Origin of the sequence: Pseudomonas sp. CCI1.1 (genome assembly GCF_034348165.1) — a bacterium.
GTDB classification, from domain to species: domain Bacteria; phylum Pseudomonadota; class Gammaproteobacteria; order Pseudomonadales; family Pseudomonadaceae; genus Aquipseudomonas; species Aquipseudomonas paracarnis.
In genome coordinates this window covers 545032-570309 of sequence record NZ_CP133780.1, presented here as the reverse complement: position 1 = coordinate 570309, position 25278 = coordinate 545032, and the positions used below count along the sequence as shown (strand labels likewise).

General features: G+C 61.3%; 20 protein-coding genes. 7 read left to right on the top strand and 13 right to left on the bottom strand.

Going from position 1 to position 25278, the window contains the following annotated elements; all coding sequences use genetic code 11:
• Positions 1 to 19: 19 nt before the first annotated feature.
• The 5 genes from RHM69_RS02550 to RHM69_RS02530 all read right to left on the bottom strand — a co-directional run bounded on the left by RHM69_RS02550 (position 20) and on the right by RHM69_RS02530 (position 5288).
• Positions 20 to 1435: a Y-family DNA polymerase gene (locus RHM69_RS02550; RefSeq protein ID WP_014718176.1), complete on the bottom strand. Its 1416-nt coding sequence runs from the start codon at positions 1433 to 1435 to the stop codon at positions 20 to 22.
• Between the two features lie 7 nt (positions 1436 to 1442).
• Positions 1443 to 2057: a translesion DNA synthesis-associated protein ImuA gene (gene imuA, locus RHM69_RS02545; protein WP_003191873.1), complete on the bottom strand. Its 615-nt coding sequence runs from the start codon at positions 2055 to 2057 to the stop codon at positions 1443 to 1445.
• Entirely contained in the window at positions 2057 to 2674 is a 618-nt protein-coding gene (gene lexA, locus RHM69_RS02540; protein WP_020301598.1) for a transcriptional repressor LexA, read from the bottom strand. The genes imuA and lexA overlap by 1 nt, the downstream gene beginning before the upstream one ends.
• 243 nt (positions 2675 to 2917) lie before the next feature.
• Positions 2918 to 4219 carry an IS4 family transposase gene (locus RHM69_RS02535; RefSeq protein ID WP_080643517.1) on the bottom strand — a complete coding sequence of 434 codons (1302 nt, stop codon included), beginning with the start codon at positions 4217 to 4219 and terminating at the stop codon, positions 2918 to 2920.
• Between the two features lie 481 nt (positions 4220 to 4700).
• Positions 4701 to 5288, bottom strand: a complete 588-nt coding sequence (locus tag RHM69_RS02530) for an NUDIX domain-containing protein (protein ID WP_034125680.1) — start codon at positions 5286 to 5288, stop codon at positions 4701 to 4703.
• Positions 5289 to 5453: 165 nt separating this feature from the next.
• On the opposite strand from RHM69_RS02530, the gene RHM69_RS02525 reads away from it, so the two are divergent.
• Entirely contained in the window at positions 5454 to 6380 is a 927-nt protein-coding gene (locus RHM69_RS02525; RefSeq protein WP_032903886.1) for an alpha/beta hydrolase, read from the top strand.
• Between the two features lie 192 nt (positions 6381 to 6572).
• Here the strand turns inward: RHM69_RS02525 and RHM69_RS02520 are convergent, their stop codons facing one another.
• On the bottom strand, positions 6573 to 7733 hold the full coding sequence (locus RHM69_RS02520) for an alpha-hydroxy acid oxidase (RefSeq protein ID WP_020302077.1): 1161 nt from the start codon (positions 7731 to 7733) through the stop codon (positions 6573 to 6575).
• Positions 7734 to 7853: 120 nt separating this feature from the next.
• On the opposite strand from RHM69_RS02520, the gene RHM69_RS02515 reads away from it, so the two are divergent.
• On the top strand, positions 7854 to 8639 hold the full coding sequence (locus RHM69_RS02515) for a DeoR/GlpR family DNA-binding transcription regulator (protein WP_014718171.1): 786 nt from the start codon (positions 7854 to 7856) through the stop codon (positions 8637 to 8639).
• A 509-nt stretch (positions 8640 to 9148) separates the two neighbouring features.
• Here the strand turns inward: RHM69_RS02515 and RHM69_RS02510 are convergent.
• Positions 9149 to 10054 (bottom strand): LysR family transcriptional regulator, encoded by a 906-nt coding sequence (locus tag RHM69_RS02510; protein ID WP_106111836.1) that lies wholly within the window; start codon positions 10052 to 10054, stop codon positions 9149 to 9151.
• 213 nt (positions 10055 to 10267) lie between these two features.
• Between RHM69_RS02510 and RHM69_RS02505 the strand changes: the two genes are divergently transcribed.
• The 4 genes from RHM69_RS02505 (at position 10268) to RHM69_RS02490 (ending at position 14867) form a co-directional block, all read left to right on the top strand.
• Positions 10268 to 10879 (top strand): cysteine dioxygenase, encoded by a 612-nt coding sequence (locus RHM69_RS02505; protein ID WP_038449899.1) that lies wholly within the window; start codon positions 10268 to 10270, stop codon positions 10877 to 10879.
• Positions 10876 to 12459: a rhodanese-related sulfurtransferase gene (locus RHM69_RS02500; protein WP_200601269.1), complete on the top strand. Its 1584-nt coding sequence runs from the start codon at positions 10876 to 10878 to the stop codon at positions 12457 to 12459. The genes RHM69_RS02505 and RHM69_RS02500 overlap by 4 nt, the downstream gene beginning before the upstream one ends.
• Positions 12460 to 12541: 82 nt before the next feature.
• Positions 12542 to 13516 (top strand): ABC transporter substrate-binding protein, encoded by a 975-nt coding sequence (locus tag RHM69_RS02495; RefSeq protein WP_020302880.1) that lies wholly within the window; start codon positions 12542 to 12544, stop codon positions 13514 to 13516.
• A 10-nt stretch (positions 13517 to 13526) separates the two neighbouring features.
• Positions 13527 to 14867, top strand: coding sequence for an LLM class flavin-dependent oxidoreductase (locus RHM69_RS02490; protein WP_014718167.1), 1341 nt, complete (start codon positions 13527 to 13529; stop codon positions 14865 to 14867).
• A gap of 446 nt (positions 14868 to 15313) precedes the next feature.
• Here the strand turns inward: RHM69_RS02490 and RHM69_RS02485 are convergent, their stop codons facing one another.
• The 6 genes from RHM69_RS02485 to RHM69_RS02460 all read right to left on the bottom strand — a co-directional run bounded on the left by RHM69_RS02485 (position 15314) and on the right by RHM69_RS02460 (position 23479).
• Positions 15314 to 16255, bottom strand: coding sequence for an IS110 family transposase (locus RHM69_RS02485; RefSeq protein ID WP_397388902.1), 942 nt, complete (start codon positions 16253 to 16255; stop codon positions 15314 to 15316).
• An 858-nt stretch (positions 16256 to 17113) separates the two neighbouring features.
• The gene (locus tag RHM69_RS02480; protein WP_014718166.1) at positions 17114 to 17869 is read right to left on the bottom strand and encodes an energy transducer TonB; all 756 of its coding nucleotides are present in this window, start codon (positions 17867 to 17869) and stop codon (positions 17114 to 17116) included.
• Positions 17866 to 18312: a protein TolR gene (gene tolR / locus RHM69_RS02475; protein ID WP_014718165.1), complete on the bottom strand. Its 447-nt coding sequence runs from the start codon at positions 18310 to 18312 to the stop codon at positions 17866 to 17868. The genes RHM69_RS02480 and tolR overlap by 4 nt, the downstream gene beginning before the upstream one ends.
• A 15-nt stretch (positions 18313 to 18327) precedes the next feature.
• The gene (gene tolQ / locus RHM69_RS02470) at positions 18328 to 19020 is read right to left on the bottom strand and encodes a protein TolQ (protein ID WP_014718164.1); all 693 of its coding nucleotides are present in this window, start codon (positions 19018 to 19020) and stop codon (positions 18328 to 18330) included.
• A 47-nt stretch (positions 19021 to 19067) separates the two neighbouring features.
• Positions 19068 to 20933, bottom strand: coding sequence for a phytase (locus RHM69_RS02465; protein WP_038449892.1), 1866 nt, complete (start codon positions 20931 to 20933; stop codon positions 19068 to 19070).
• 35 nt (positions 20934 to 20968) lie between these two features.
• Positions 20969 to 23479, bottom strand: a complete 2511-nt coding sequence (locus tag RHM69_RS02460) for a TonB-dependent receptor (protein WP_032903517.1) — start codon at positions 23477 to 23479, stop codon at positions 20969 to 20971.
• Positions 23480 to 24363: 884 nt separating this feature from the next.
• Here RHM69_RS02460 and RHM69_RS02455 point away from each other — a divergent pair.
• Positions 24364 to 25278, top strand: coding sequence for a GGDEF domain-containing protein (locus tag RHM69_RS02455; protein WP_137271605.1), 915 nt, complete (start codon positions 24364 to 24366; stop codon positions 25276 to 25278).

Genomic DNA, 25278 nt, shown 5'->3' with positions numbered 1-25278 from the left:
GGTGGCGGCCCAAGGGTTTTCATGCAAACCACCCTTGCAACCACAGCCCATCGCCTTGCCCCACCGTGCGATAGGCCCACCCCTGCTGGCCGGCGCGGGTCTGGACCAGGTAATAGTCGCGGCGCACATCGGCGCCATCCCACCAGCCGGATTCAATGCGCTCCGGGCCCATCAGGATCTGTACGCCGTGTTCGGCCAGCAAGGTCGGTTGCGGCAATAACCAGCCTGGGCGGCGGACCTTGTTCAAGCTCGGGCACGCCTGGTGGTCGGTCGTGGCCTGCCAGGCGCATTCGGGGCGATGGTCGGCCTGAAAACGCAGGCCCTGCACCGCCTCATCCCCCAGACGTGCACGCAGGCGTTCGCGCAACTGTTCCCACGGCAGGGTTTGTTGCGGGCGGTCGTCGAACAGGTCCTGGCGTTGCGGCACGAACACCGGCAAGTCCTCGGCCACCAGGCGCACCCCCCGCACCGGCGCGGTGACCTGTACCTGCTCCAGGCGCCCACGGGCCAGTTCGAACAACATCGAAGGCTCGCGCTCGGCACTGAGCAGGCCCACCTTGATCACGCTGTCGTGTGCCTGGGCGTGTTCCAGGTGCAGGTCAAAGCGCTGCACGCCACTGTCACGCCCGCACAGGAAAGCGGACAGATCGCCGGTCAAGCGCCGCAAGGGGAACAACAGCGCCTGGTGGGATTGCACGTCAAAATTCAACTCGATGCGTGCATCGAACTGGTCGGGCGGTTGATAAAAATCCAAGGCCAATGGCCGCTGCCCGCTCAGGGCGTCGAGGTGCTTGAGCAGGCTGGCGTCAAAGCGTCTCGCCAGGGTATGCCGTGGCAAGGCCTGCACCTGGGCCAGGCTGCGCAGGCCCATGCGCGACAAGGCGGTGGCGGCCTGGGGTTCAAGGCCCGCGCGGTCGATAGGCAACGATGCCAGGGCCTGCATCAGGGCGCGGTCATCGGCCACGGCCAGGCCGTCGTAGCCGTTTGCCAATATCCGCGCCGCCGCCGGGTTGGGCGCAGCGACGATGCGATGGCGAAAGCCAAGTTCGGTCAGCTCTTTGCGCAAACGCGCCTCGAGGTGCGGCCAGGGCCCGAACAGGCCCAGGCTCGATTCGATCTCGAACAACAAAGCCCGTGGGTAATACAGGCTGACCTGGGAGCTGAAACGATAGGCCCAGGCGGCCAGAAACTGCTGCAGCCGCTCGATCTCCAACGGGTCGTATTCGACACAGGCAAAGTGCTTGACCAGGGCATGGGCCGCCGTCAACGATTGCCCGGGGCGCAGGCCCAAGGCGCGGGCGGCGGCGTTGACGGTTTGCAGTACACGCCGCTGCGGCGTGCCGGCCAGCAGCGCCAGCGGCTGCTCGGGTTCGGGGTGCACACGCTGTGCCCCGTCCAGCGCCAATTGCGGGAAGACAATACACACCCAACGCATGGCAACCTCAATGCCCCGCCAGGGCAATCGGCGCCGGATGGGCCAGCCCGCCACGGCACTTGAGCACCCGCACTTGCGCGGGCCTGGCCTCGACCGCCAAGCGCAGGGCGGCGGGCGAGGCATTGATCGCCTCGCTCAAGGAGCGCCAGGCAAACGCCAGGGTCTGCCCGGTTTCCGCCGCTACCTGCAAACGCCGCAAGGCACGATCATCGGCCTTGCGCGGCCAACACAACACCGCCCCGCAACTGCCCGAACGCAGGCATTGCTCCACCGCCCACAGCGCGTCACGCTCCTCGGCCCGGATGATGGACAACTGGCGCACATCCACCCCGGCGTTCTGCCACGCATGGGGATAGGGGGTATAGGGCGGCGCCACCAGCACAATGCGCTCGCCCAGGGCCGACAAGCGCGCCAGTGTGGGCAGCACCAGTTGCAACTCGCCCACCCCGTCCTGGGCCATCAGGATTTCACTCAAGGCCGATTCCGGCCAGCCGCCACTGGGCAGCACCGCATCCAGCGCCGCCAGCCCCGTGGGATGTACGCTGGCCGGGGGCGCGGCGGGCCGGCCCTTCCAGACTCGCCCGCCATTGAACAGCGAGTCCAGGGCAACCACGGCGCCCATCAGCCTTGCCTCACCAGGCCGCAGAACACGCCTTCGATGGCCAGGTCCTGCTCGGGCCCGACCACGATGGGTTGATACGCCGGGTTGCGCGGCAACAGGCGAACCCTGTCGCCGTGGCGCTCGAATCGCTTGATGGTGACGTCGCCGTCCAGGCGCGCCACCACAATCTGCCCGTTCAAGGCTTCGGCAGTGCGGCGTACGCCCACCAGGTCGCCATCGAGAATGCCATCTTCAATCATCGAATCGCCCTGCACTCGCAGCAGGTAGTCGGGGGTTTTGGCGAAGGTGGCGGGGTCCAGTTGCAAGCGGCTGTGCACCTCGGCATCGGCGCCAATCGGCCGACCGGCCGCTACACGGCCGAGCACCGGTACATCCAGCCACTCGGGACGCGCAGGTTGATTGAGCAAGCGAATGCCACGGGCCTGGTTGGGGTTGACCTCGATAAAGCCGGCTTCGGTCAGCGCCACCACATGCTTGCGGGCGACGCTGCGCGAGGCGAAGCCGAACGCCTCGGCGATCTCGGCGAGGCTGGGAGGCTGGCCTTGTTGCGCGATGCGCTCGCGAATGAAGGTCAGGATGGCGGTGCGGCGGGGAGTCAGGTTTGTCATGGAGTACATTTGTACTCCTGTGGGAAATTTCTGACAATAACCGTCAGTCGGGGCTGGGTGTTACACCTGTGGGAGGGGGCGTGCCCCCGTGACGGCCTGACAGTCGACGCCCGCCTACCTGACACCCCATGATTCAACTGTGGGAGCTGGCTTGCCTGCGATGGCGGCCTGAAAGCCGACGCAGTTATACCGAGTACATATCCATTGCTGCGGTAACGGCCACTTAGGGTTCCGCTTTTACAGCCAGCCCTTTCAAGGTCTTTTCGTCTTGGCAGCCTTGATTATCCGGTCCGTTGAAACATGCGCATTCACCGCGGTGCCTTTAACCCATGTTTTGGGCTTGGGTACCTTGGGGCCACGGGGGCTTTTCGCAACTTGTTTAGGTTGGATATTTCTGGCAAGCGCCAATAAGTGCTGAGCCAGTTTTTCCAACGGAATGACAGGAAAATGTTCCGAGGGCAGCGCAATCTGCATTCCCTCATATCCACTCCTGACCTGAACCGCTAAATGGTAAATCGAGGCTTCCCATCCTTCAGGCTGGGTATCCCGATGAGCTTGTTCAACACTGCGTTTGAGAACAGCCAGGACGTTGTAAGCCAATACCGCCGTTGCAAACCCCAGTAAGGCAGCCTTTGGGCTGCCAAGGGTTTCGATCTCACTTTCCAGGATCGCTTCCAGTCGCTGGAACATACCTTCAATGCTCCAGCGGCGGCGATACAGTTCGGCGATCTGTTGCGCACTGACGCTCTCAGGCAGGTTGCTCCAGAACATCAAGCTGCTGTCGCCGGAGTCCGTTGGCGAATGAAGCGTCAGTTCGACACGCCGACATTGGTAACCGCCTTTGACCTGGATGATCTGCTCACGCACAGTGCCAGTTTCCACAGGTACTGGCTCTTGCCACTCACCCTCTTGAATCAAGCGTGGATGCTTGGCTTGCTGACGAATGACAAAGCAAGTTTGGACTTGCTCACAAGCCTCCATAACCGGGAGCGTGCAATAAAGCCGGTCAGCCAGCCACACTTGGCCTGGCTCGGCATTGGCCAATAAAGGCAGCACACAAACGCGCTCGCTTGCGTAGGCATCCTCACACGCCTGAAGGTCGACGACCTGATCCAGATCGGGATCGTATGCAACAACCGAAAAACCGGGACGAGCGGCGCCGCGCTCGTTGCGTAAAGCTCCCAGACGTTTTTCAGTGGATGCCAGGTGATTACCGTCCACTACCCGAACCTGCCAACCCGGCAGCATCGCCGTGCAGCCCAGCTCCCGGATGGTTGGAGCCAGGCGCTGTGCACAGCCCGTAATCAGGGCGCGCAACAGAGCAGGCTCGGTACGACTGATCTTGTCGTAGAGAGCCGCCAGGCTGACCGGAAGGTCCTCCAGTTGTCGCGCGGCGGCGTGCAGAGATGGCCTCAAGCCCAATGAAACAAGGGACATTAGCTTGATGATGGTCGAGAACAATAGCTCACGAGAATACTGCCGTTGCCGGTGTTCTTCGAAAACCTGATCAATCCACTCGGGGGCAATAGCCTGCTGCAGCGCCAGTTTGGCCATGACACTGGCAGGTGCTTTTTTTTCGAAACGCGCTAGAACTTCCGCCCACATCGTTTAGGTACCCCCTGAATGAATTTCAGGGGATTTTACAGAAGACCTTGAAAGGGCTGGCTTTTACAGCGGGTCACTTTTGGAAAAGAGCCCCAAAAGTAACCAAAAGGGCTCTTGCCCCACCACTCGGCACCTCGCTTGGGCTCGGTGTGCCCGTAATCCGCCAGTGATTTGGGGGGCCGCCGCCACGCGCCATCCATGGCGCGGGGCGGCTAAACCGGCATCCCTGCCGGTTTACCCCCCAAATCCCTGTCGAATTCCGGCCAGCGTGGTTTAACGGGGCGCCTAAGATCAAAAGCAGATCAAGAGCAAGATCAAGATCAAGAGCGGCTCGCTTCGCATCGTGGTTACCGTTGGCTGCTACAACCTCCAACGTTGTGTAGATCCCTCCCACCTCGGCCCGCGCTCATCAGCAGAGTTCCCAAGCGTCTCACCACCCCTCTTTCAACATCCGCAACTCCAGATGCTGCAACAACATGATCGTCTTGCCATCCACAATCTCCCCGCTCTGCACCATCGCCAGTGCCTGCTCAAAGCCCAGTTCCAGCACCTCGATATCCTCGCCCTCTTCTTCCAGGCCACCGCCCGCCCCCACTCGGTCGCCTGGCTGGTATTCACCGATAAAAAAGTGAATCCGCTCCGTCACCGATCCCGGGCTCATGAACGCCGCGTAGATTTTCTCCACATGCCCCACGCGATAGCCGGTCTCTTCTTCGGCCTCCAGGCGGATGCGTTCTTCGGCGCTGGCGTTATCGAGCAAACCGGCCGCCGCTTCAATCAGGTAGCCGGGGTAATCGTTGACGAACGTGGGCATGCGGAACTGGCGAATCAGCAAGACTGTGCGTTGCTCACGGTTGTACAACAGGATGGTCGCACCGTTGCCCCGGTCATACACCTCGCGGGTCTGGGCTTGCCAACTGCCGTCGCGACGGCGCAGGTCGAAGCTGTATTTCTTCAGCAGGTACCAGTTGTCCGAGAGGGTTTCTTCGGCGGTGATGCGCACGGGGCTGTTGTTCATGTGTGGGCCTTTGCAGGTAGGGCAGGTTCAAGCCGTCCACCCTATCAACCCGCACGAGGATTGTTCAATGCTGTAACACTTTCATCCGTCACAGCCGTCGCATTAATGCCTACCCGCCCAGGCCATCTGGTAAAACCCGTGCTTCATCTTTGTTCTGGAACCTTCATGTCTTCTGCTTCTATGCCCCGCCGGGGCCTGCGCTGGTTTGTCTGGCTGTGCATGGCCGTGTTGATTGTCGGCCTGCCGGTCGGTTGCGCCGTGTTGCAACACAAGGAGCGCGAACTTGTGTTTCGCATCGAGCCGGGAACCGCCGGCTGGTACACCGGCCTGCCCAAGGCGGTGCAGGAATTCGAACTCAAGCCCGCCAGTTTCAAAGCAGGGCAGAACATTCATGGCTGGTGGTACCCGGCAGCCAACAAAGACGCGCCCGCCATCCTCTACCTGCACGGGGTACGCTGGAACCTCACGGGCCAATTGTTTCGCATCGAGCAATTGCATGCCCTGGGCTTTTCGGTCCTGGCCATCGACTATCGCGGCTTTGGCCAAAGCCAGGGCGACTTGCCCTCGGAAGCCACGGTGTACGAGGACGCTCGCATTGCCTGGGAGCGTTTCCAGACCCTGCAACCAGACCCCGGCAAGCGCCTGATCTACGGGCACTCCCTGGGTGGCGCGGTCGCCATCGACCTCGCTGCCGAGTTGGGCAAGCAGGTGCCATTGCCGGTGCGCGGGCTGGTGATCGAGTCCACGTTCACCTCCCTGGCGGATGTCGCCACGGCCGTTGCCAACACCTCATTGCCGGTGCGCTGGTTGCTGTCGCAGAAGTTCGATTCCATCGACAAGATTGCCGACATCCACATGCCGCTGCTGGTGGTCCACGGCCTCGACGACCGCTACGTACCACCGCGCTTCAGCCAGCAGTTATTCGAAGCCGCCCAGCAACCCAAACACCTGTTGCTGGTGCCCGGTGCCAGCCATAACAACAGCATGAACCTCGCCGGACGCAGCTATGGCCAGGCGCTGGAAAACCTGATGCGCACGAAGATGCCTGCCCAGGTGGTGACACACTCCACAGGCCGCGATAACGCCTCGTAAATACGCTTTTCGACACTGGGTTCGCGCTTGGCTGTCAAGCGCAAACCCTGGCCATGTTGGCCCGAAATACAAGTTGATCAAATAATGATCTTCGCTGAAATCGCCAACGCTGCCGGGCCTTCGCAAAGTTATCCACAGAGATACCCACGGTTTTCGTGGACAACTCTTTTTATATTTTTACGTTTTTTTTGCTCAAGCCGTGCTTCCAGGAAAGGTACCGGGCAACAGGATTTCGCGATTTACTTCGCGTATATCCTTATAGCCACAGAGCGCCATCGACACGTCCAGTTCGCGGGCGATGATATCAAGCGCCTTGGTCACCCCCGCCTCGCCCATCGCCCCCAACCCATACAAGTGCGGGCGGCCAATCATGGTGCCCTTGGCGCCCAGCGCCATGGCCTTGAGCACGTCCTGGCCGGAACGAATACCCCCGTCGAGCCACACTTCAATGCGGTTGCCCACGGCCTCGACAATCGCCGGCAATTGGCTGATGCTCGACGGCGCGCCATCAAGCTGCCGGCCACCGTGGTTACTCACCACCAACGCATCGGCACCGCAATCGGCCGCCAAGCGCGCATCCTCCACATCGAGAATGCCCTTGATGATCAGCTTGCCGCCCCAGCACCGCTTGATCCACGCCACATCGTCCCAGCTCAGGCGCGGGTCAAATTGCTGGGCGGTCCACGACGACAGCGAACTCATGTCGGCCACCCCCTTCACATGCCCGACGATATTGCCGAAACCACGCCGCTGGGTACCCAGCATGCCCATCACCCAGCGCGGCTTGGTCATCATGTTGAGAATGTTCGGCAGGGTCAGCTTGGGCGGCGCGGACAAACCATTGATCAAGTCCTTGTGGCGCTGCCCCAGAATCTGCAAATCCAGGGTCAGCACCAATGCATCCACCCCGGCCGCCTTGGCGCGCTCGATCAACTGCTCGATAAAACCGCGATCGCGCATCACATACAGCTGGAACCAGAACGGCTGGCCGACGTGCTCGGCGATGTCTTCCAGCGAACAGATACTCATGGTCGACAAGGTGTAGCGCAGCCCGAACGCAGCAGCGGCACGGGCAGTGAGGATTTCGCCATCGGCATGCTGCATGCCCGCCAGTCCAGTCGGCGCCAGCGCCACGGGCATGGCCATGTCCTGGCCAATCATACTGGCGCGGATCGAACGCTCGTCGATATTGCGCGCCACCCGTTGACGGAACTTGATACGCGCAAAATCAGTTTCGTTGGCGCGGTAGGTGCTCTCAGTCCAGGAGCCGGAATCGGCGTAGTCGTAGAACATGCGGGGGACACGTTTTTGCGCCAGCTTGCGTAAGTCTTCGATGGTTGTGATCAACGGCATCGGGTCACCTCTCCCTGAACTGAACACAGAGAGTAACCGGCAGGAGCGTGGGCAACCAGCCGTTGCGTTTAGATGGACTGATGATTAATCTCGCACAAACCCGCAATAAAGCGCACAAACATGCATAACACTCATCAAGCCATCGACCTGCCTTCCCTGCGCAAACAAAAGATCTTGTTGCTGCTGGAACGCGACGGCAAGGTCACCGCATCTGAGTTGGTCGAGCATTTCGCCGTGTCCCAGGACACCATCCGCCGCGACCTTGGCGAACTCGCTGCCGCCGGCCTGTTGCAACGCGTACACGGCGGCGCCCTGCCCCGGCCCAAGGACACCGGCAAGGATTTCTTTACCCGTGTCGGCGAGACCAACGAGGTCAAGCGCCACCTCGCCCGCGTGGCGGCGGAGCGGGTTGAAGACGGCCAGATCGTGCTGTTCGATTCTGGCTCCACCACCTTGCAGATCGCGCAGTGCTTGCCCCATGCACTGCACCTGACCGTGGTCACGCCATCCCCCATGATCGCCATCGCCCTGGCCGACCATCCGCATATAAAAGTGATCCTGGCCGGCGGCCAACTCAACCCTGCTACGCTCTCCACCGGCGGCCATGAAGCGGTGCGCCTGATCCAGAGCGTCAAGGCCGACCTGTTGTTCACCGGAGTGTGCGCATTGCACCCGCAAGTGGGCATCACCTCGCTGCATTTTGGTGAAGTGGCCGTCAAGCAAGCCTTGCTCGACAGCGCGTCCCACGTCATCGCCGTGACCACCTCAGACAAACTCGGCGCGGTGGAACCCTTTGTGGTGGCGCCATGCAGCCGTATTCATACGCTGATTACCGAGTGGGATGCACCGGATGTGCAGGCATATAAACAGTTGGGGTTGCAGGTGCAGCGGGTGGACGTGCAGTGATACAAACCACGATGCGAAGCGAGCCGCTCTTGATCTTGATCTGCTTTTGATCTGCTTTTGATCTTGATCTTAGGCGCCCCGTTAAACCACGCTGGCCGGAATTCGACAGGGATTTGGGGGGTAAACCGGCAGGGATGCCGGTTTAGCCGCCCCGCGCCATGGATGGCGCGTGGCGGCGGCCCCCCAAATCACTGGCGGATTACGGGCACACCGAGCCTGGGCGAGGTGCCGAGTGGTGGGGCAAGAGCGTTTTGCTTACTTTTGCGCTTTTCAAAAGTGAGCCGCTGTAAAAGCGGAACCCTAAGTGGCCGTTACCGCAGGAATGGATATGTACTCGGTATAACTGTATCGACTATCAGGCCGCTATCGCAGGCAAGCCAGCTCCCACAGTTGGATTGCGGGGGTGTCTGGTAGGTAAATGTCGGCTGTCAGGCCGTCATCGCAGGCAAGCCAGCTCCCACATTGGGTTCGCCGGGGGGTCAGGTGGATAAGCGTCGGCTGGCAGAGCGTCAGGCAGCGCTGCGGATCTTGTGCAAAGCGTCTGCCACCCATTGACCAAAAGCATCCACCGGCCCTTGCAGGTTGCCGAGAAAATGCGGATAGATCAGCCACAAATCCATCACCGGCTTGAAGTCCTTGAGGGGCATCGCCGCCAACTGCTCGCGATGAGCACTGCGTTCCAGCAACGGACGTGGCACCAGGCCAAGGCCGAGGCCGTCGGCCACCAGGCCCAGTTGCAGTTCAGTGCCAAAGGTTTCCAGGTTTACCCGCAGCGCCAGGCCCTGGTCAGACAAGGTGCGCTGCAACCCCGCACGGAACCCGCAGCCGTCCGGGTTGAGGATCCAACCGCTCTGGTACACGTTCGCCAGCTTGCAAGGCTTCTTCGGCAATTGCGCCTTGGCACAGACCACCACCAACTCCATCTTGCCGATGGACTCACCGACCAGGTTGTCCGGAAAGATCTTGCCCGCGGGGAACAACGCCACCGCCGCATCCAGTTCGCCGCGTTCGATCTTGCCGACCAATTGGCTGCCCCAGCCGGTGGCAACCTGGGCACGCAAGTCGGCGTATTCGCTGCGCAGGTGTTTGAGTGCGTCCAGCAGCACCACATCGCCGATGGTCTGCGGTACGCCCAGGCGCAGCACGCCGGTAGGCGGTGCATCGGTGGCCACCAGTTCGCGCAGGGCATCCATCTCGCGCAGGATCAACCGGCATTGCTCATAGACACGCGTACCGATCAGCGTTGGCTTGAGGGGCTTGGTGTTGCGGTCGAACAGTTCCACTCCCAGAGCCTGCTCGAAGTTCTGCACGCGGCGGGTGATGGCTGGCTGGGTCAGCTGCAACGACGCGGCGGCATGGCTGATGGACTGGCAACGAATCACTTCGACAAAGGCATCGATATCGTCAATTTTCATTTGGGCCGCACATACAGATCAGTCATTAAGATGTGCGTGAAGCATAGTGGCCGCACACAGGTCTGGATAGCCCAGCCAGTGATCAATAACGTCTAACCCTATTCAAACCGGTTCTAAATTACCTCCGGCTATAAGCTAATCATTAAAAAATAGCATATTAAAAACAAACATTATGCTTAGATAAAAATACACCAACAGCCCGATGGAATGGTCATGACCCAGGCCCGACACCCCGAGAGACTCAGAGCCTTCATAGGCGCCCTGGCGGAATTGATCGACGGCAACCCGCGTGAAGGCGACCTGCTGCACCGTGGCGGCAAGTTGCTGGCGCAATTGGTCAGCCACGATGATTGGCTGCCCGACGAATTCGCCCAGCCCGACCCCGAGCGCTACCAGCAATTCTTGCTACATGCCGATTCGCGCCAGCGATTCAGCGTGGTCAGCTTTGTGTGGGGGCCAGGGCAACGCACGCCGATTCATGACCACCGGGTGTGGGGGCTGATCGGTATGTTGCGCGGCGCGGAGGTTTCCCAGGGGTTTGCCCGGGCACCGGGCGGCAGCCTGGTAGCGCTAGGCGAACCCGTGCAATTGCTGCCGGGCCAGGTCGAGGCGGTGTCGCCCAAAGTCGGCGATATCCATCAGGTCAGCAATGCCCACGGCGACCAAGTGTCCATCAGCATCCACGTATACGGCGCCAATATCGGCGCGGTGCGCCGGGCGGTGTATCAACCCGACGGCAGCGAGAAACTGTTTATCTCCGGTTATTCCAACGCCTATCTCCCGAACATCTGGGACCTGTCCAAAGAAAAGAGCCCTGCCCTATGACCACCCTATCGACCCGCAGCTTTGCGCAGATTCGCCAGGCCCTGTTGGCACGCGAAGAAGTCGCGCTGATCGACGTACGCGAAGAAGCCCCCTTTGCCGAGGCCCACCCTCTGTTCGCCGCGAATATCCCTTTGTCCAAGCTTGAACTGGAGGTGTACGCGCGCATTCCACGCCGCGATACCCAAGTCACCCTGTACGACAACGGCGAAGGGCTGGCCCAGCGCGCCGCCGAACACCTGGTTGCACTGGGCTACACCCAGGTCAGCCTGCTGGAGGATGGGCTGGACGGTTGGCGTCGGGCCGGTGGCGAGCTGTTTATCGACGTCAATGTACCCAGCAAGGCGTTTGGCGAGCTGGTGGAGAACCAGCGTCACACGCCGTCCCTGGCCGCCGAAGAGGTCCAGGCCCTGCTCGACAGCCAGGCCGATGTGGTGGTGCTCGATGCGCGCCGTTTCGACGAATACCAGACCATGAGCATCCCCACCGGCATCAGTGTGCCGGGGGCCGAGTTGGTGTTGCGCGCCCGTGAGCTGGCGCCCGATCCAGCCACGCGCATCATCGTCAATTGCGCCGGGCGCACCCGCAGCATTATCGGCACCCAGTCGTTGATCAACGCCGGCCTCCCCAACCCGGTGGCAGCCCTGCGCAACGGCACCATCGGCTGGACCTTGGCCGGGCAGACCCTCGCCCATGGCCAGGCGCGCCGCTTTGCGCCGACCTCGGAAAACCATCGCCAGCTCGCCGCCCAAAAGGCACGTGGTGTTGCCGATAAAGCCGGGGTCAAGCGTGCGACGCTCAATGACCTGCACCGCTGGCAACAGGACGCGACCCGCACCACCTACCTGTTCGATGTGCGCACCGTAGAAGAATTCGAAGCCGGCCACCTGCCGGGCGCCCGCGCCACCCCGGGCGGGCAACTGGTGCAGGAAACCGATCACGTCGCCAGTGTGCGCGGTGCGCGCCTGGTACTGGTGGACGACGACGGCGTGCGCGCCAATATGTCCGCATCGTGGCTGGCCCAGTTGGGCTGGCAGGTGTACGTATTGGATGACCTGCAAGCGGAGCACTTCAGCGAGCGCGGCGCATGGGTCGCGCCAGTACCGCCGCCGCCCCAGGCCGAACTGATCAGCCCCCACACCCTTGCCGACTGGCTCAGCCATGGCGACACGCAGGTGCTGGACTTCACGGCCAGCGCCAACTACGTGAAACGTCATATCCCCGGCGCCTGGTGGGTGCTGCGCGCGCAACTGCCCGAGGCCCTGAGCAAGGTACCGAGCGCCCAGCGCTATGTGTTGACCTGCGGCAGCAGCCAACTGGCGCGCCTGGCCGTGCCGGAAGTCGAGGCCCTCACCGGCAAGCCGGTCTTTTTGCTGCAGGACGGCACGGCCGGCTGGATCCAAGCGCAACTGCCCCTTGAGTCAGGCGAAAGCCACCTGGCGTCCCCGCGTATCGACCGCTACCGCCGCCCTTACGAAGGCACCGACAACCCTCGGGAAGCCATGCAGGCTTACCTGGATTGGGAGTTCGGCCTCGTGGAACAACTGGCCCGCGACGGCACCCATGGCTTCTACGTGATCTGATTCACCGCTGCACCGTTTCGCCCAACCGACCCCTTCTCCAGGCGGAGGTACTTTCCTTTACCTAACGCCTGGAGTTTTTCCCATGCTGTACGCCATTCCATTCAAACGCCTGTTGCTGGGCGCTGCCCTCGCCCTCGGCCTGCTTTCCACCGTCCAGGCTGGCGACCTGCAACCGCTGCGCGTGGCCAACCAGAAATCCACGATCAAGGCGCTGCTGGAAGCCTCGGGCGAAAGCCAGAACGTGCCCTACGAGATCAAATGGTCGGAATTCCCCTCGGCCTCGCCCCTGGGCGAAGCGCTGAACGCCGGCGCTGTGGATGTCGGCGCCCTGGGCGATGCCCCTTATGTGTTCGCCCTCGGCGCCGGTGCCTCGATCAAGGTGATCAGCATCATCCATGCCGAAGGCCGTAACACCACGGCGCTGCTGGTGCCCAAGGATTCACCGATCAAGACCGCGGCCGACCTCAAGGGCAAGAAGATCGTCACCGGGCGCGGCTCCATCGGGCACTACCTGGCGATCAAGGCCCTGAACGATGCCGGGCTGACCACCCAGGATGTGCAGTTCATCTTCCTGCTGCCCGCCGAGTCCCGGTTGGTACTCGACAACGGCACCGCCGATGCCTGGGCGACGTGGGACCCTTACACCACCGTGGTCACCTCACAGAGCAATGCTCGCGTGCTGGTGAGCGGCAAGCACCTGCTGAGCAATCATCTGTACTTCGCCGCTACCGGCCAGGCCATTGCCGACAAACGTGTGCAACTGGACGACTTTGTCGCCCGCATTGATCGCGCCTACGCCTGGGCCAATACCCATCCCGAGCAATACGCAGCTGCCCAAGCCAAGATCACTGGCCTGCCACTGGCCGTGCATATCGAAGTGGCCAAGGACACCCATCTTTCCCCGGTCACGATTGACGATACGGTGATCCATGGCCTGCAAGCCACCGCCGACACCTATGTAAAAGAAGGCCTGCTGAGCAAACACATCGACGTCTCCCAGGGCTTCGATTCCAGCTTCAACGCCAAGCGTATCCCCCTCGAACAAGCCTCGCGCTAAGGAGCAGAACATGAGCAAGCCACGTCAATTGAAACTCGGTGCCATGGTGCACGGTGTCGGCCACGGTTGGGGCGAATGGCGCCACCCGCAGGCACAACCCGACGCCAGCACCAATTTCGGCTTCTACAAGCAGCAGACCGCACTGGCCGAAGCCGCCCGGTTCGACTTCGTGTTCATCGCCGACAGCCTGCATATCCACCCCAAGTCCAGCCCCCATTACCTCAACCGTTTCGAGCCGCTGACGATCCTCTCGGCCTTGGCCGCGCTGACCACTCACATCGGCCTGGTCGCCACCGTGACCGTCAGCTACACCGAGCCTTACCAGGTAGCACGCCAGTTCGCCTCCCTGGACCACATCAGCGGCGGCCGCGCTGGCTGGAACGTAGTCACCTCGTGGCTGAGCGGCACCGCCGATAATTTCGGCAAGGCCGAACACCCGCCCCACGCCGTGCGTTACCGCATCGCCAAGGAGCATTTGAATGTGGTCAAGGGCCTATGGGATTCCTGGGAGGACGACGCCTTTGCCTATAACAAACACAGCGGCGAATTCTTCACCCCAGGCAAGTTGCATGCGCTTAACCACAAGGGCGAATTCTTCTCGGTCAAAGGCCCGCTGAACATCGCGCGTTCGCGCCAGGGCCAACCGGTGATTTTCCAGGCGGGCACTTCGCAGGATGGGCGTAACTTTGCCGCTGAAAACGCCGATGCGATTTTTGTGCACGTGGAAACTATCGACGAGGCCAAGGCCTACAGCGCCGATTTGAAACGCCGCGCCAAGGGCTTTGGCCGCGACCCGGACAGCCTGTCGATCCTGCCGGGTATCCGCCCGATTGTCGGGCGCGATGCCGCCGAAGTGGAAAGCCGCTACCAGCAAGCCGTGGCGCTGGTCACTGTGGAGGACGCCATCGTCGCCCTCGGCCGACCGTTCAACGACCATGATTTCAGCCAGTACCCGCTGGATGCGCCCTTTCCCGAACTGGGCGACCTGGGCGCCAACAGCCAGAAAGGTGGCTCCGAGCGTATCAAGCAACTGGCCCGTGACGAAGGCCTGACCCTGCGCGAAGTAGCCCTGCGTTTCTCACGGCCCCTGCGCGACTTTGTCGGCACCCCGCAACAGGTCGCGGATGCGATCCAAACCTGGTTCGAGAGCGGTGCCAGCGATGGTTTCATTATCAATTCGGTACTGCCGGATGGCTTGCAGTATTTCACTGAGTGGGTGGTGCCGGTGCTTCAACAGCGGGGGTTGTTCCGTACCGAGTACAGCGGCCACACCCTACGGGACAATCTCGGCCTGGAAGTGCCAGCGAACCGCTACAGCGTGATCGAACCCCACGAGAAAGCGCTGGCCTGAACACATTCCACTGTGGGAGCGGGCTTGCCCGCGATAGCGGTGTGTCAGTCACTGAATCTTCAACTGGACCACCGCTATCGCAGGCAAGCCAGCTCCCACATTGGTCATGTATTGCCCACAAAATCAGCGCCTGGCACAGATCCCCTGTGGAAGCGGGCTTGCCCGCGAAGGCGGTGTGTCAGTCACTGAATATTCAACTGAGCCACCGCTTTCGCAGGCAAGCCAGCTCCCACATTGGTCATGTATTGCCCACAAAATCAGCGCCCGGCACAGATCCCCTGTGGAAGCGGGCTTGCCCGCGAAGGCGGTGTGTCAGTCACTGAATATTCAATTGAGCCACCGCTTTCGCAGGCAAGCCAGCTCCCACACTAGTCATGCATTGCCCACAAAAAATCAGCGCCCGGCACAGATCCCCTGTGGGAGATTCTATGGTTGAGGGGCAACCCTCAACCAACCTTTGGCTGATATTCGCTTTGCCCTTTCAGTAGAGCGAATACCACCCGAGCAAGCTTGCGAGCCAATATTACCAACGCTTGAGTGGTGCTATAGCCTCGTGCCCTCTGTGCTTGATAAAACGCTTTCCATGTCTCTGTTCGGCTAGCCGCCATCGCGGCGTTATGCAGCAGGCGCCGGGCCTCTGAGTCGCCGCGCTTACTTAAACTACGACGACCATCTTTCTGTCCTGACTTGTTGACGCGCAAATCCATACCAAGAAAGGCGATAAACGCGTCTGAATTCCTGAATTCTCCCCGTTGGAAGGTGGCAATCAAGCGCGCGCCAGTCAAAAAGCCGATGCCTTCGACCTTCAAGCAACGCTTCAACTGCCCCAGCAAACCTGCCTCTTTCAGGCAATCACTGATCATCTTTTCAATTAACCCTTCAAGTCTCTGCATCGACTTCACCTGCTCGGCAAACGAGGCCTTAAGCAGTGGTTCATTCGCCCAGCTTTGCGTCAGGCTGACGCGCGCCTGAACCAAGGCTGCGCGCCGACGAAACAGGCTTAGAAGGTGGCGATACAGCGGCGATGGCGGTGTCCAGGGACGCAGTTCGTCTGCCTCCTTTCTCAAATAGCGGGCGAGCAACTGGGCATCCAAAGCATCGGTCTTGGCCCGGATCTTCAAACTTTCGCGGTAATGCTTGAGCTCATAACCTCCAACCATGTAAACCACGCAACCAGCTTCATGGGCTAGATCGGCAAACTCCAAGTGGTAGATGTTGGTGGCTTCAATTGCGATGGCCACTTTGCAGGACAGCGTTTTCAGCCATTTTTTGATAGCAGCTTTGTTGTTTGCGATCGTTTCCAGTAGATCGGCTTCAGCGTGATAAATCACCAGCTCATTCTTAGCGACATCAACGCCTACGATCGGCTTTGAGACAGAAACTGGCATTGCCATGGGGGCTTCCTCCGGGCTATGTTTTTGAGCACTTGAAGGGCTCACCCAGAGGCGCAGGCTTGTTCCTATCGTCGGTCATAGCCAGATGCATTCTTTATCGGCGCTTGGGTGAAAGGAGGAGGGGTGAAATCTCCCACGGTCTGTACTGCGTCAACAGTCAGAATCGGGCTTCGTCCCTTCTCCTCCCTTCAAGTCCTAGCATACAAGCGGGCTTGCCCGCGAAGGCGGTGTGTCAGTCACTGAATATTCAACTGAGCCACCGCTTTCGCAGGCAAGCCAGCTCCCACACTAGTCATGTATTGCCCACAAAAAATCAGCGCCTGGCACAGATCCCCTGTGGGAGCGGGCTTGCCCGCGAAGGCGGTGTGTCAGTCACTGAATATTCAACTGAGCCACCGCTATCGCAGGCAAGCCAGCTCCCACACTAGTCATGTATTGCCCACAAAATCAGCGCCTGGCACAGATCCCCTGTGGAAGCGGGCTTGCCCGCGAAGGCGGTGTGTCAGTCACTGAATATTCAACTGAGCCACCGCTATCGCAGGCAGGCCAGCTCCCACATTGGTCATGTATTGCCCACAAAATCAGCGCCTGGCACAGATCCCCTGTGGGAGCGGGCTTGCCCGCGAAGGCGGTGTGTCAGTCACTGAATCTTCAACTGGACCACCGCTATCGCAGGCAAGCCAGCTCCCACACTAGTCATGTATTGCCCACAAAATCAGCGCCTGGCACAGATCCCCTGTGGGAGCGGGCTTGCCCGCGAAGGCGGTGTGTCAGTCACTGAATATTCAACTGAGCCACCGCTATCGCAGGCAGGCCAGCTCCCACAGGTTTTGGGGAGGTGGCTGGAGAAGCTCATTTGATGCGGTAGTGGAAGGTGTTGCGCACTGCCGGTACGGCAACAGCCTTGCCATCGACGATTCTCGGCTGGTAGCGAAAAGTATTGGCCGCCGCCAATGAGGGCCGAATGAACAACGGGTGACAGCCGTCCAGCACCTTGGGGTTTTCCACGTGGCCCTGGGTGTTGACGGTGTACTCCACCGAACAGTCGCCTTCGATGTTCTTGTCCAAGGCGCGTTCGGGGTAGTCGGGGGCGGCCTTGCTCAAGGGTTGGTACTGGCGGCTGTCGAATGCAGGGGTAGGCACAGGCACGGCGGCTCGGGCTTTTTCCGAAGCGGCACGCGCCTGACTCAGACGCTGCTGTTCCAACGCCTGATTGCGCTGCTCGGTCGCCATGCGCTGCTGTTGTTGCTCGAGTTTCTTTTCTTCCACCCGCTTGCGCGCCAGCGCGGCTTTCTCGAGCTTTTGCGCCTGGACCTGCGGATCGACCGTCGGTTTGGTTGGTACCGGGATGGCAACAGGTTCTGGCAGTGCGGCAGCGACGGGTTCAGGTGTCGGCGCAGGCGCCGGCGCGGGTAAAACCACCCACTGCGTGTGCATCACCCGTGGCGCTGGCACCCCCGGTCGCTCCGTTGACCAGCCCAGCATCAACGCCACTGCCACCGCACCATGCAGCGCCACGGCCAGGCTCGCTGCCAGGCTTTTACGCCAGAAACCATCGCTGTCAGGCGCCAAGGCCAGTGCCGGACTGTGCATGATCATCACCGTCATTGTGGGGCCTCTGTCACCAGCCCAAGATTGCTGATGCCGCCCTTCTGCAGCACCGCCATGGCCGCCACCACACGGCCATAACCGGCATTGTCATCAGCGCGGATATACACCTGGGTATCGCTGCGCGCCGCCACCACCTGCATGACCTTGGCGCTCATTTCTTCCAGGGTCACCGCGCTGTCGGTCTGCTGGCGGGTATCCAGTTCGCCCCCCAGGTTCCAGTAGTAGCCACCGTCCGCCTTCACCGATAACGTCAGGATCTGCTGGCGCGTATCGGTGGCCAACGCCTCGGCGGCGACCTTGGGCAGTTCGATCTTCACGCCCTGGGTGAGCATGGGCGCGGTGACCATGAAAATCACCAGCAGCACCAGCATCACGTCGATGTAGGGCACCACATTCATCTCGGCCTTGGGCCCGTGCTTGCGTTGCGGCCTGATCAACATCGCTTTGCTCCTTGTTCAGGCGGCCACGGCCAGGTTGTTCGAGGTACCGCGCAGTGTGCGGTGCAGGTGCACTTGCAGCTCATTGCCAAAAGCGTAGTAGCGCGTGAGCAAGGTCTGGCTGCGTGCCGCAAAGCGGTTATAGGCGACCACTGCCGGAATCGCCGCAAACAGGCCAATGGCCGTGGCAATCAAGGCTTCTGCAATACCCGGTGCTACGGTCGATAGGGTGGCCTGTTGCACCTGGGACAAGCCGAGGAACGAATTCATGATGCCCCACACGGTCCCGAACAGGCCGATGTAGGGGCTGACCGACCCCACCGTGGCCAGAAACTGCAAGCCCTTTTCCAGCTCCAGCTCCTGCTCGGTGATCGCTACCTGCAAGGCGCGCTCCACACCCTCGAGCACTGCCGGATCGTGGTGGTGCAAGTGCTGGTATTCCTGCATGCCGGCAATAAAGATCGGCGCCACACCGCCCTCGCCCGCCTGCACGGTTTCGCGATACAAGGGTTGCAGGTCCGACGCCACGCGAAAGCGCGCCAGGAAGCCGTCAAGCTGGCGTTCCAGACCACGCAGCACACTGCTGCGCTGAATGATCAGGTACCAACTGAGCAAGGACGCCAGCAGCAAAGTGACCATCACAGCCTTGACCAACAGGCTGGCGTCGCTGATCAAGCTCCAGATCGTCATATGTTCCATCGTCGCGTGCATGGTGAAGCTCCTATTCGATTAAAAACGGATGACTGCGTGATGACAGCTCAGGGTAATTTCAACGCACGGCTCACCTCGGCCCAGGGCACGAACTTGAAGTTCTGGGCTTGCTCGGGCATGCGCTTGCGCCCGTCCTGCACCACCAGCATGCCTTGGCTCCATGGCCCGCCGAGGTTGACGGCAGTGACCTCCAGGCCATCGGTTTCCGAGGCGCCATCAATGCCGGCGGCCGCATTGAGGCCAACGCGCAAGGCGCCGCGCACAGCGAATGGCGGCTCGGCGTCCAGCACCAGGTAGCTGTCATTGCCTTGGCTGGAGATCACCAGGTAATCCCGTGCGGGGCTTTGATACAGCGCTAGGCCTTCGACATCCGCATGCAGTTGCGGGCCGACGTTGATCACCGAAGTGAGCATGGCCGGTTGGTCGGCACGGGCATCCATCGCCCACACGCCGACATCTTCCTCACCGATAAACAAGCGTTGGCGCTGGTCATCGGCCACACAGCCCTCGGGTTGGCTGTCGACCTTGAACTGACGCACCAACTCGCCCTGCACACGGCCAGCCGGTGCACTCAGGCGGTATTGCAGGAAGGTGCCATCCTTGTCATTGGCGAACGCGTAGAGCTCACCGCTGGCGGGCTGGTACAGGCAGATGCCGTAGATGTCCTTGAGTGGCGTGGAGACCTCACCGGCTTCACGCAGCTCGCCGCTCTGACGGTCGATGCTGAACAGGCTCAAGCTGTTGCGGTCGCGGTTACTCGCCACGGCCAGGTCGACGGTGTGCGTACCCAGTTTGAAGCCTGGGCGTAGGTCGACATTGTTCAGGCGCCCCACTGCCAGTTCCTGCAGCAGCTTGCCGTCGAGATCGTAGGCCAGCAGGCCCTGTTTCTTGTTGGTCCCCAGCACACGGCTTTTGGCCGGTGTTTCCGGGTGAATCCAGATGGCCGGGTCATCCGCCGCGTCGCCCTGGCGACCCACGGGTTCGGTCTGGCGCAGTGCAGCGACTTGGGCAAGTATCGGCGCAACCGGCACCGGCGTGGCTTGCCAGTCGAGACGGCCCTGATAGAGCTGGCCGCTGTTGTCGTCCCGCACCAGCACCTGCCGGCCCTGTATCGCCAGTTGCTCCGGTTCTTTGAGGCCCGGCAAGGCCAGGCTGGATTGCCCGACCCAACGCTCCCCGACTTGCTGGAACAGGTACAACTGCGCGGTTTTCGGGTCCAGCGCGAGCATCCCGCCCGGCACCAGCGCCATGACGCCGGCTTCGCGCTGGGGATCGTCGAACAGCGCCACGGGCGTGCGCTTCACCTCGGCTTCCGGGTGCGCCGGGTAGGCCCACCAGCCGACGTTTTGCTCATTCACCACCAATCGCTCGGTCGCATCGTCCACTTGGCAGTATTGCGCCGATGGCGGCAGTGGCAGGCTGCGAACACGCTGCGCCTGGGCCAACAGGGTCGCACCATTGCCCACCAGCCACTGTTCGCCCTTGCCCTCTTCACCGACCAGAAACACAAACAGGTTGGCCGTCGCATCGCGATAGAGGCACAGGCTGTTTACCGCAAAGTCGCGGGGCGGCAGGTACAGCGGCGTACCCCAGGTTTTGCCGGCGCCATCGAGGCCGATCAGCAAGGCCTGCTGGCGGTCGTTGTCGAGGCTGGCGATCAGCGATTGAGTGCCGGCAGTGCGTGTGTCGAGGCTGCTGAAACGGCCTTTGAAGCGGGCCAGTTCGACGCCGTTATCGTCGAGCAGCAGCAGGCCGTCGCGGGCACTGGCCGCTACGCGCTGGGTGCCGCCGGGCAGGAAGGCAACGGCTTGGGCGTTAAGGCTCGGTGCCCACGGGGTCAACGGTAGGTCAGTGGCGAACGCATTGGCGCTGCTAACCAGTACGACCAGCAGGCACAGCTTGGAAATTCTCATGAACAGACAAATCCTTCAGGATGCACGCGTTATCGTTAGAAATGGGTGAATGTCAGGCCCAGCTTGTAGGTGGGGCCGTACTCTTCGTACTGGCCGTTGTAGCTACGGTGGCCGGTGTAGACGAAGTACGACTCGTCGGTGAGGTTCTGTGCCTCGAAGCTGACCTGCAGGTTCTTGGTCAGTGAGTAGCGCGCGCTGAAATCGACGAAGGTTTGCGCGTCGACGTGCAGGTCATGGGCCTTGTCATTGATCGACGCCAACTCGTACAAATAGGCCGATTTGTAATTGGCCGACAGGCGCAGGCTGAGGGTGTCGTCTTCCCAACCGAGCATCAGGTTGCCGACCGTGTCCGATTGGTTGGGCAGGCTGATATTGCGCTTGCGATTGCGCCCGCTGGCACTGTCGAAGCCCTCGATGTCCGCGCTGGAACGGCTGAAGGTGCTGTTGGCACCGATCATCAGGCCGTTCCATGGCGCAGGCAGCCAGTCGAACTTCTGTGAGTAGGCCAACTCCAGGCCATAGAGTTTGGCGCTGTCGCCGTTGGCAAAGGTGTGCGCCTCGGCGAAGTTGGCCCAGGCCCCGGTACCGGCGACATCGGTGTTGTAGACGAAGTTCTGGATGTCTTTGTAGAACACGAATGCCGACACGGTACCGGCACGGCCCATGAAATGTTCGATGCCCAGGTCCAGGTTGCTCGACTCCAGAGGCTTGAGGTCCGGGTTGCCGAAGGTGGCTTCGTCATCGTCGATCACAAAACCTGGGGCCAGTTGGCCAAAGGTCGGACGCACCACCGATTTGGTCCAGGCGGCGCGCACTTGGGTGTTCTTGTCAATCTGGTAGCGCGCATGCAAGCCCGGCAGCCAATGGTGATAACGACGCTTGGTCTCGGTGGCGCTGAACTGGCCGTCCGTGGCGCCGGTGCCCTTGGCTTCGAATTCAGTCCCCTCGTAACGCATGCCGGCAATGAAGCGCCAGTCGTCAATATCGACGGTGTTCATCAGGTAGCCGGCGTTGATGTCTTCGCGGATGGTGAAGTCGTTGACCGTGGATTCGGTGGGGTCATAGAAGTCATCGCGATTGAGGCCGCCGATCAACTGGCGGATATTGCTCGCGCTGATGCCTGGGCCAAAGCGGCCGAGACGGTAGTCGACGCTGCCCTTCTGGAACTGAGTGAGGTTGAGTTGTTCATCGCTCAAGCCCTCTTCATCCAGGTCCTTGTAGACCCAGGCCTCCAGGTCATTGTCCTTGTGGCGTCGGCTGACTTTGCCGCCGAACTTGAACTGGGATGCGTAACCGCGCAGGTCGTAGTCGCGCGCCAGGTCCAGGCGCAGGTTTTTCTCGGTGTCCTGGGTGTGCTGTTTTTCCCAGTCGACTTTGTCGAGGCTGAAATTGGCGGGGTCGTAAAAACCACTGCCAACGATGGGCCGCGGCTTGGCCTTGTCGTAAAAGCCGCTGTCGGCAAAATCACCGCCATCGAAGGTCGCACCGGCAATATGCCCCGGGCTGTCTTCGCTGGAACGGCTGTAACCGGCCTGGCCGCTCAAGGTCCACAGGCCGAGCAGGCGTTCACCGCCCAATACGTAGGACTGGATTTGCTGGGTTTCCTCGCGGTTCTTGAGCTTGCGTTTGCCCTCGGCTTCGCCCAATTCACCGGGCGCTTGCGGGTCAGCGAACTCGAGGCTGGCGGCGTTGCGGGTTTCGGTGTCCTTGTAGCGGCTGTAGAGGGTGCGCAGATAGTAGCTGCTCAGGTCATCGGGCTTGTAATCAAAGTTAAGGCCACCACCGGCGCGTTCACGGCTGATGTCGTAGTCGCGCTGCTCGAATTCGTTGAGCCGGGCGCCGTTGGTGAAGTCCCAGGCGCCGCCAGTTTCGACGTTGTCCGAGCCGAAATCACGCTTCTGCCAACTGAGCGCCGCGGCCACGCCAAAGTTGTCGATACCGTCGCCGAGGCTGAACCGGTTACTGGCGGCGCCGGAGAATTTCGGGCTGGTCTGGTGCGTGTTCTTGTCATAACTGGCCTCGGTGCTGCCGGTGTAGAACAGGCCCTTGTGGTCGAACGCCGAGAGGCTCTTCACATCGACAGTGCCGCCGAGGGAGTTGGCGTCCATGTCCGGTGTGAGCGTCTTGATCACCGACAGCGACTGCACCAATTCCGAGGGCAGAACATCGAGGGCCACGGCGCGGCGTTCGCTCTCGGGGGATGGCACCAGGGTGCCGTTGATGGTCACGCTGTTGAGGTCCGGGCCCAGGCCGCGCACGCTGACAAAGCGGCCTTCGCCCTGGTCACGTTCAACGCTGATGCCCGGCAAGCGCTGCACCGCCTCGGCAACATTCTCATCCGGCAACTGGGCGACGCCGTCGGCATGCACCACGCTTTTGATACTGTCGGAAGAGCGTTGCTCCTTGAGGGCGCTGTCGATCGCAGCGGCTTGGCCGACCACATCGACATGCTCGGTCGCCGCTTCGGCGGCGTTGAGCCGCTCGCAGGCTATCGCCAGAGCCAAGGCGGTAAGCGTAAAGCTGACGAGCCCGGTGCGCTTGTACATGAAACCCTCCCCAAGAATCCGTTGGCGCCAGGCAAGGGGCCCGGCAACTGGGAGGGCAAGCTAGGGATGAGGCGTGACGGTTCTGTGACAGGGTTGCGGGCAGAGCCTGTCAAAGCGGGGTTTACAGGCTTCTGGAGGGTACAAATGAGCTGAAATGACCTCGGCCAGATGCGGGAGCAAGCGGGCTTGCCTGCGATAGCGGCCGGACAGCCGATGCTTATCTCTCTGACACCCCACAGTCCAAATGTGGGAGCTGGCTTGCCTGCGAAGACGGCAGTTCAATCGACAGAGAAGTCGAATGTGCCGCCCAGGTAACCACGATGCGAAGCGAGCCGCTCTTGATCTGCTCTTGATCTTGATCTTAGGCGCCCCGTCAAACCACGCTGGCCGGAATTCGACAGTGATTTGGGGGGTAAACCGGCAGGGATGCCGGTTTAGCCGCCCCGCGCCATGGATGGCGCGTGGCGGCGGCCCCCCAAATCACTGGCGGATTACGGGCACACCGAGCCTAAGCGAGGTGCCGAGTGGTGGGGCAAGAGCGTTTTGCTTACTTTTGCGCTTTTCAAAAGTGAGCCGCTGTAAAAGCGGAACCCTAAGTGGCCGTTACCGCAGGAATGGATATGTACTCGGTATAAACAGTGTCGCCTGTCAGGTCGCCATCGCAGGCAAGCCAGCTCCCACATTTGGAACGCTGACCGTCAGATAGATAGAGGCCGGCTGCCAGGCCGTCTTCGCAGGCAAGCCAGCTCCCACATGGGCTCTATGTCCAGCTAAAAAATAGGCCAAGGGCATGAGCTGATTCGACCCTCCCCGCCCGTCATCCAACCGTCACATCCATCTGCTGTGCTGGCGCCCATTACTCATTTGCCCAAGGACCCGTGGCCATGTTTTCCGTGCTCAAACCCCACCGCTGGAAACTCGCGTTGCTCCTGATCGCCGCCAACCTCGGGCTGCTCCTGCACCTGGCCTGCGGCGAGCTCAAGAGCGTCAGCGAATGGGTGTGGCTGGATATCATCGGCGAAGGCGGTTCGGCGCTGCTCGCGCTGATCTGGCTGGGCCTGGTGTTGAAAAGCCGCCCCGCCGGACGGGTCACCCAATACCTGGCGCTGGGGCTGTCGTGCATCTTTTTTTCCTGGTGGATCGACAGCCTCGACGAATTCATCCGCCTGCCTGATAGCGTGTCCTGGGATCACTGGCTGGAGTCAGGGCCAATGCCGGTGGGCATGATCCTGCTGACGATTGGCATTTATCACTGGCACCACGAACAACTGGCGATCAGCGCGCAAATGGAAAAACGCGAGCGGTTGTTTCGCGAGCACCGGCTATTCGACAAACTCACGCCCCTGGCCGGCGCCGACTACCTCAAGCGCCAACTCATCGACAGCCTGCGCGACAGCCAAGCGCAGCAACAACCACTGTCGTTGCTCGCCCTGGACCTGGATAACTTCGCCACCATCAACCAGGTCTACGGGCATGCCGAGGGCGATGCGGTGCTACAGGCGGTCAGCCACGTGCTGCTGCTCAACCTGCGCCGCCAAGACCTGTTGTGCCGCCTGGCGGGCGATCGTTTCGTGGTGCTGCTGCCCAATACCGGCGAGCGTCAGGCCCAGGGCCTGGCGCTGGAGTTGCAACACGCGGTGCAGAGCCTGGCCCACAAGACCCGGCAACAGGGCGAACGCCTGCAACTGGCGGCGACCACGGCGGTGGCAATGGCCTTGCAAGAGTCCCCCCACGAGCTGCTCACGCGGCTGAATATGGGCCTGGCCCGGGCCAAGCAACCCCTTACGAAAAGCGCCTGA

Coding starts and splice junctions, on each gene's coding strand:
- RHM69_RS02550 (WP_014718176.1), bottom strand. CDS start 1,435: ATGCGTTGGGTGTGTATTGTCTTCCCGCAATTGGCGCTGGACGGGGCA.
- imuA (WP_003191873.1), bottom strand. CDS start 2,057: ATGGGCGCCGTGGTTGCCCTGGACTCGCTGTTCAATGGCGGGCGAGTC.
- lexA (WP_020301598.1), bottom strand. CDS start 2,674: ATGTACTCCATGACAAACCTGACTCCCCGCCGCACCGCCATCCTGACC.
- RHM69_RS02535 (WP_080643517.1), bottom strand. CDS start 4,219: ATGGCCAAACTGGCGCTGCAGCAGGCTATTGCCCCCGAGTGGATTGAT.
- RHM69_RS02530 (WP_034125680.1), bottom strand. CDS start 5,288: ATGAACAACAGCCCCGTGCGCATCACCGCCGAAGAAACCCTCTCGGAC.
- RHM69_RS02525 (WP_032903886.1), top strand. CDS start 5,454: ATGTCTTCTGCTTCTATGCCCCGCCGGGGCCTGCGCTGGTTTGTCTGG.
- RHM69_RS02520 (WP_020302077.1), bottom strand. CDS start 7,733: ATGCCGTTGATCACAACCATCGAAGACTTACGCAAGCTGGCGCAAAAA.
- RHM69_RS02515 (WP_014718171.1), top strand. CDS start 7,854: ATGCATAACACTCATCAAGCCATCGACCTGCCTTCCCTGCGCAAACAA.
- RHM69_RS02510 (WP_106111836.1), bottom strand. CDS start 10,054: ATGAAAATTGACGATATCGATGCCTTTGTCGAAGTGATTCGTTGCCAG.
- RHM69_RS02505 (WP_038449899.1), top strand. CDS start 10,268: ATGACCCAGGCCCGACACCCCGAGAGACTCAGAGCCTTCATAGGCGCC.
- RHM69_RS02500 (WP_200601269.1), top strand. CDS start 10,876: ATGACCACCCTATCGACCCGCAGCTTTGCGCAGATTCGCCAGGCCCTG.
- RHM69_RS02495 (WP_020302880.1), top strand. CDS start 12,542: ATGCTGTACGCCATTCCATTCAAACGCCTGTTGCTGGGCGCTGCCCTC.
- RHM69_RS02490 (WP_014718167.1), top strand. CDS start 13,527: ATGAGCAAGCCACGTCAATTGAAACTCGGTGCCATGGTGCACGGTGTC.
- RHM69_RS02485 (WP_397388902.1), bottom strand. CDS start 16,255: ATGCCAGTTTCTGTCTCAAAGCCGATCGTAGGCGTTGATGTCGCTAAG.
- RHM69_RS02480 (WP_014718166.1), bottom strand. CDS start 17,869: ATGACGGTGATGATCATGCACAGTCCGGCACTGGCCTTGGCGCCTGAC.
- tolR (WP_014718165.1), bottom strand. CDS start 18,312: ATGTTGATCAGGCCGCAACGCAAGCACGGGCCCAAGGCCGAGATGAAT.
- tolQ (WP_014718164.1), bottom strand. CDS start 19,020: ATGCACGCGACGATGGAACATATGACGATCTGGAGCTTGATCAGCGAC.
- RHM69_RS02465 (WP_038449892.1), bottom strand. CDS start 20,933: ATGAGAATTTCCAAGCTGTGCCTGCTGGTCGTACTGGTTAGCAGCGCC.
- RHM69_RS02460 (WP_032903517.1), bottom strand. CDS start 23,479: ATGTACAAGCGCACCGGGCTCGTCAGCTTTACGCTTACCGCCTTGGCT.
- RHM69_RS02455 (WP_137271605.1), top strand. CDS start 24,364: ATGTTTTCCGTGCTCAAACCCCACCGCTGGAAACTCGCGTTGCTCCTG.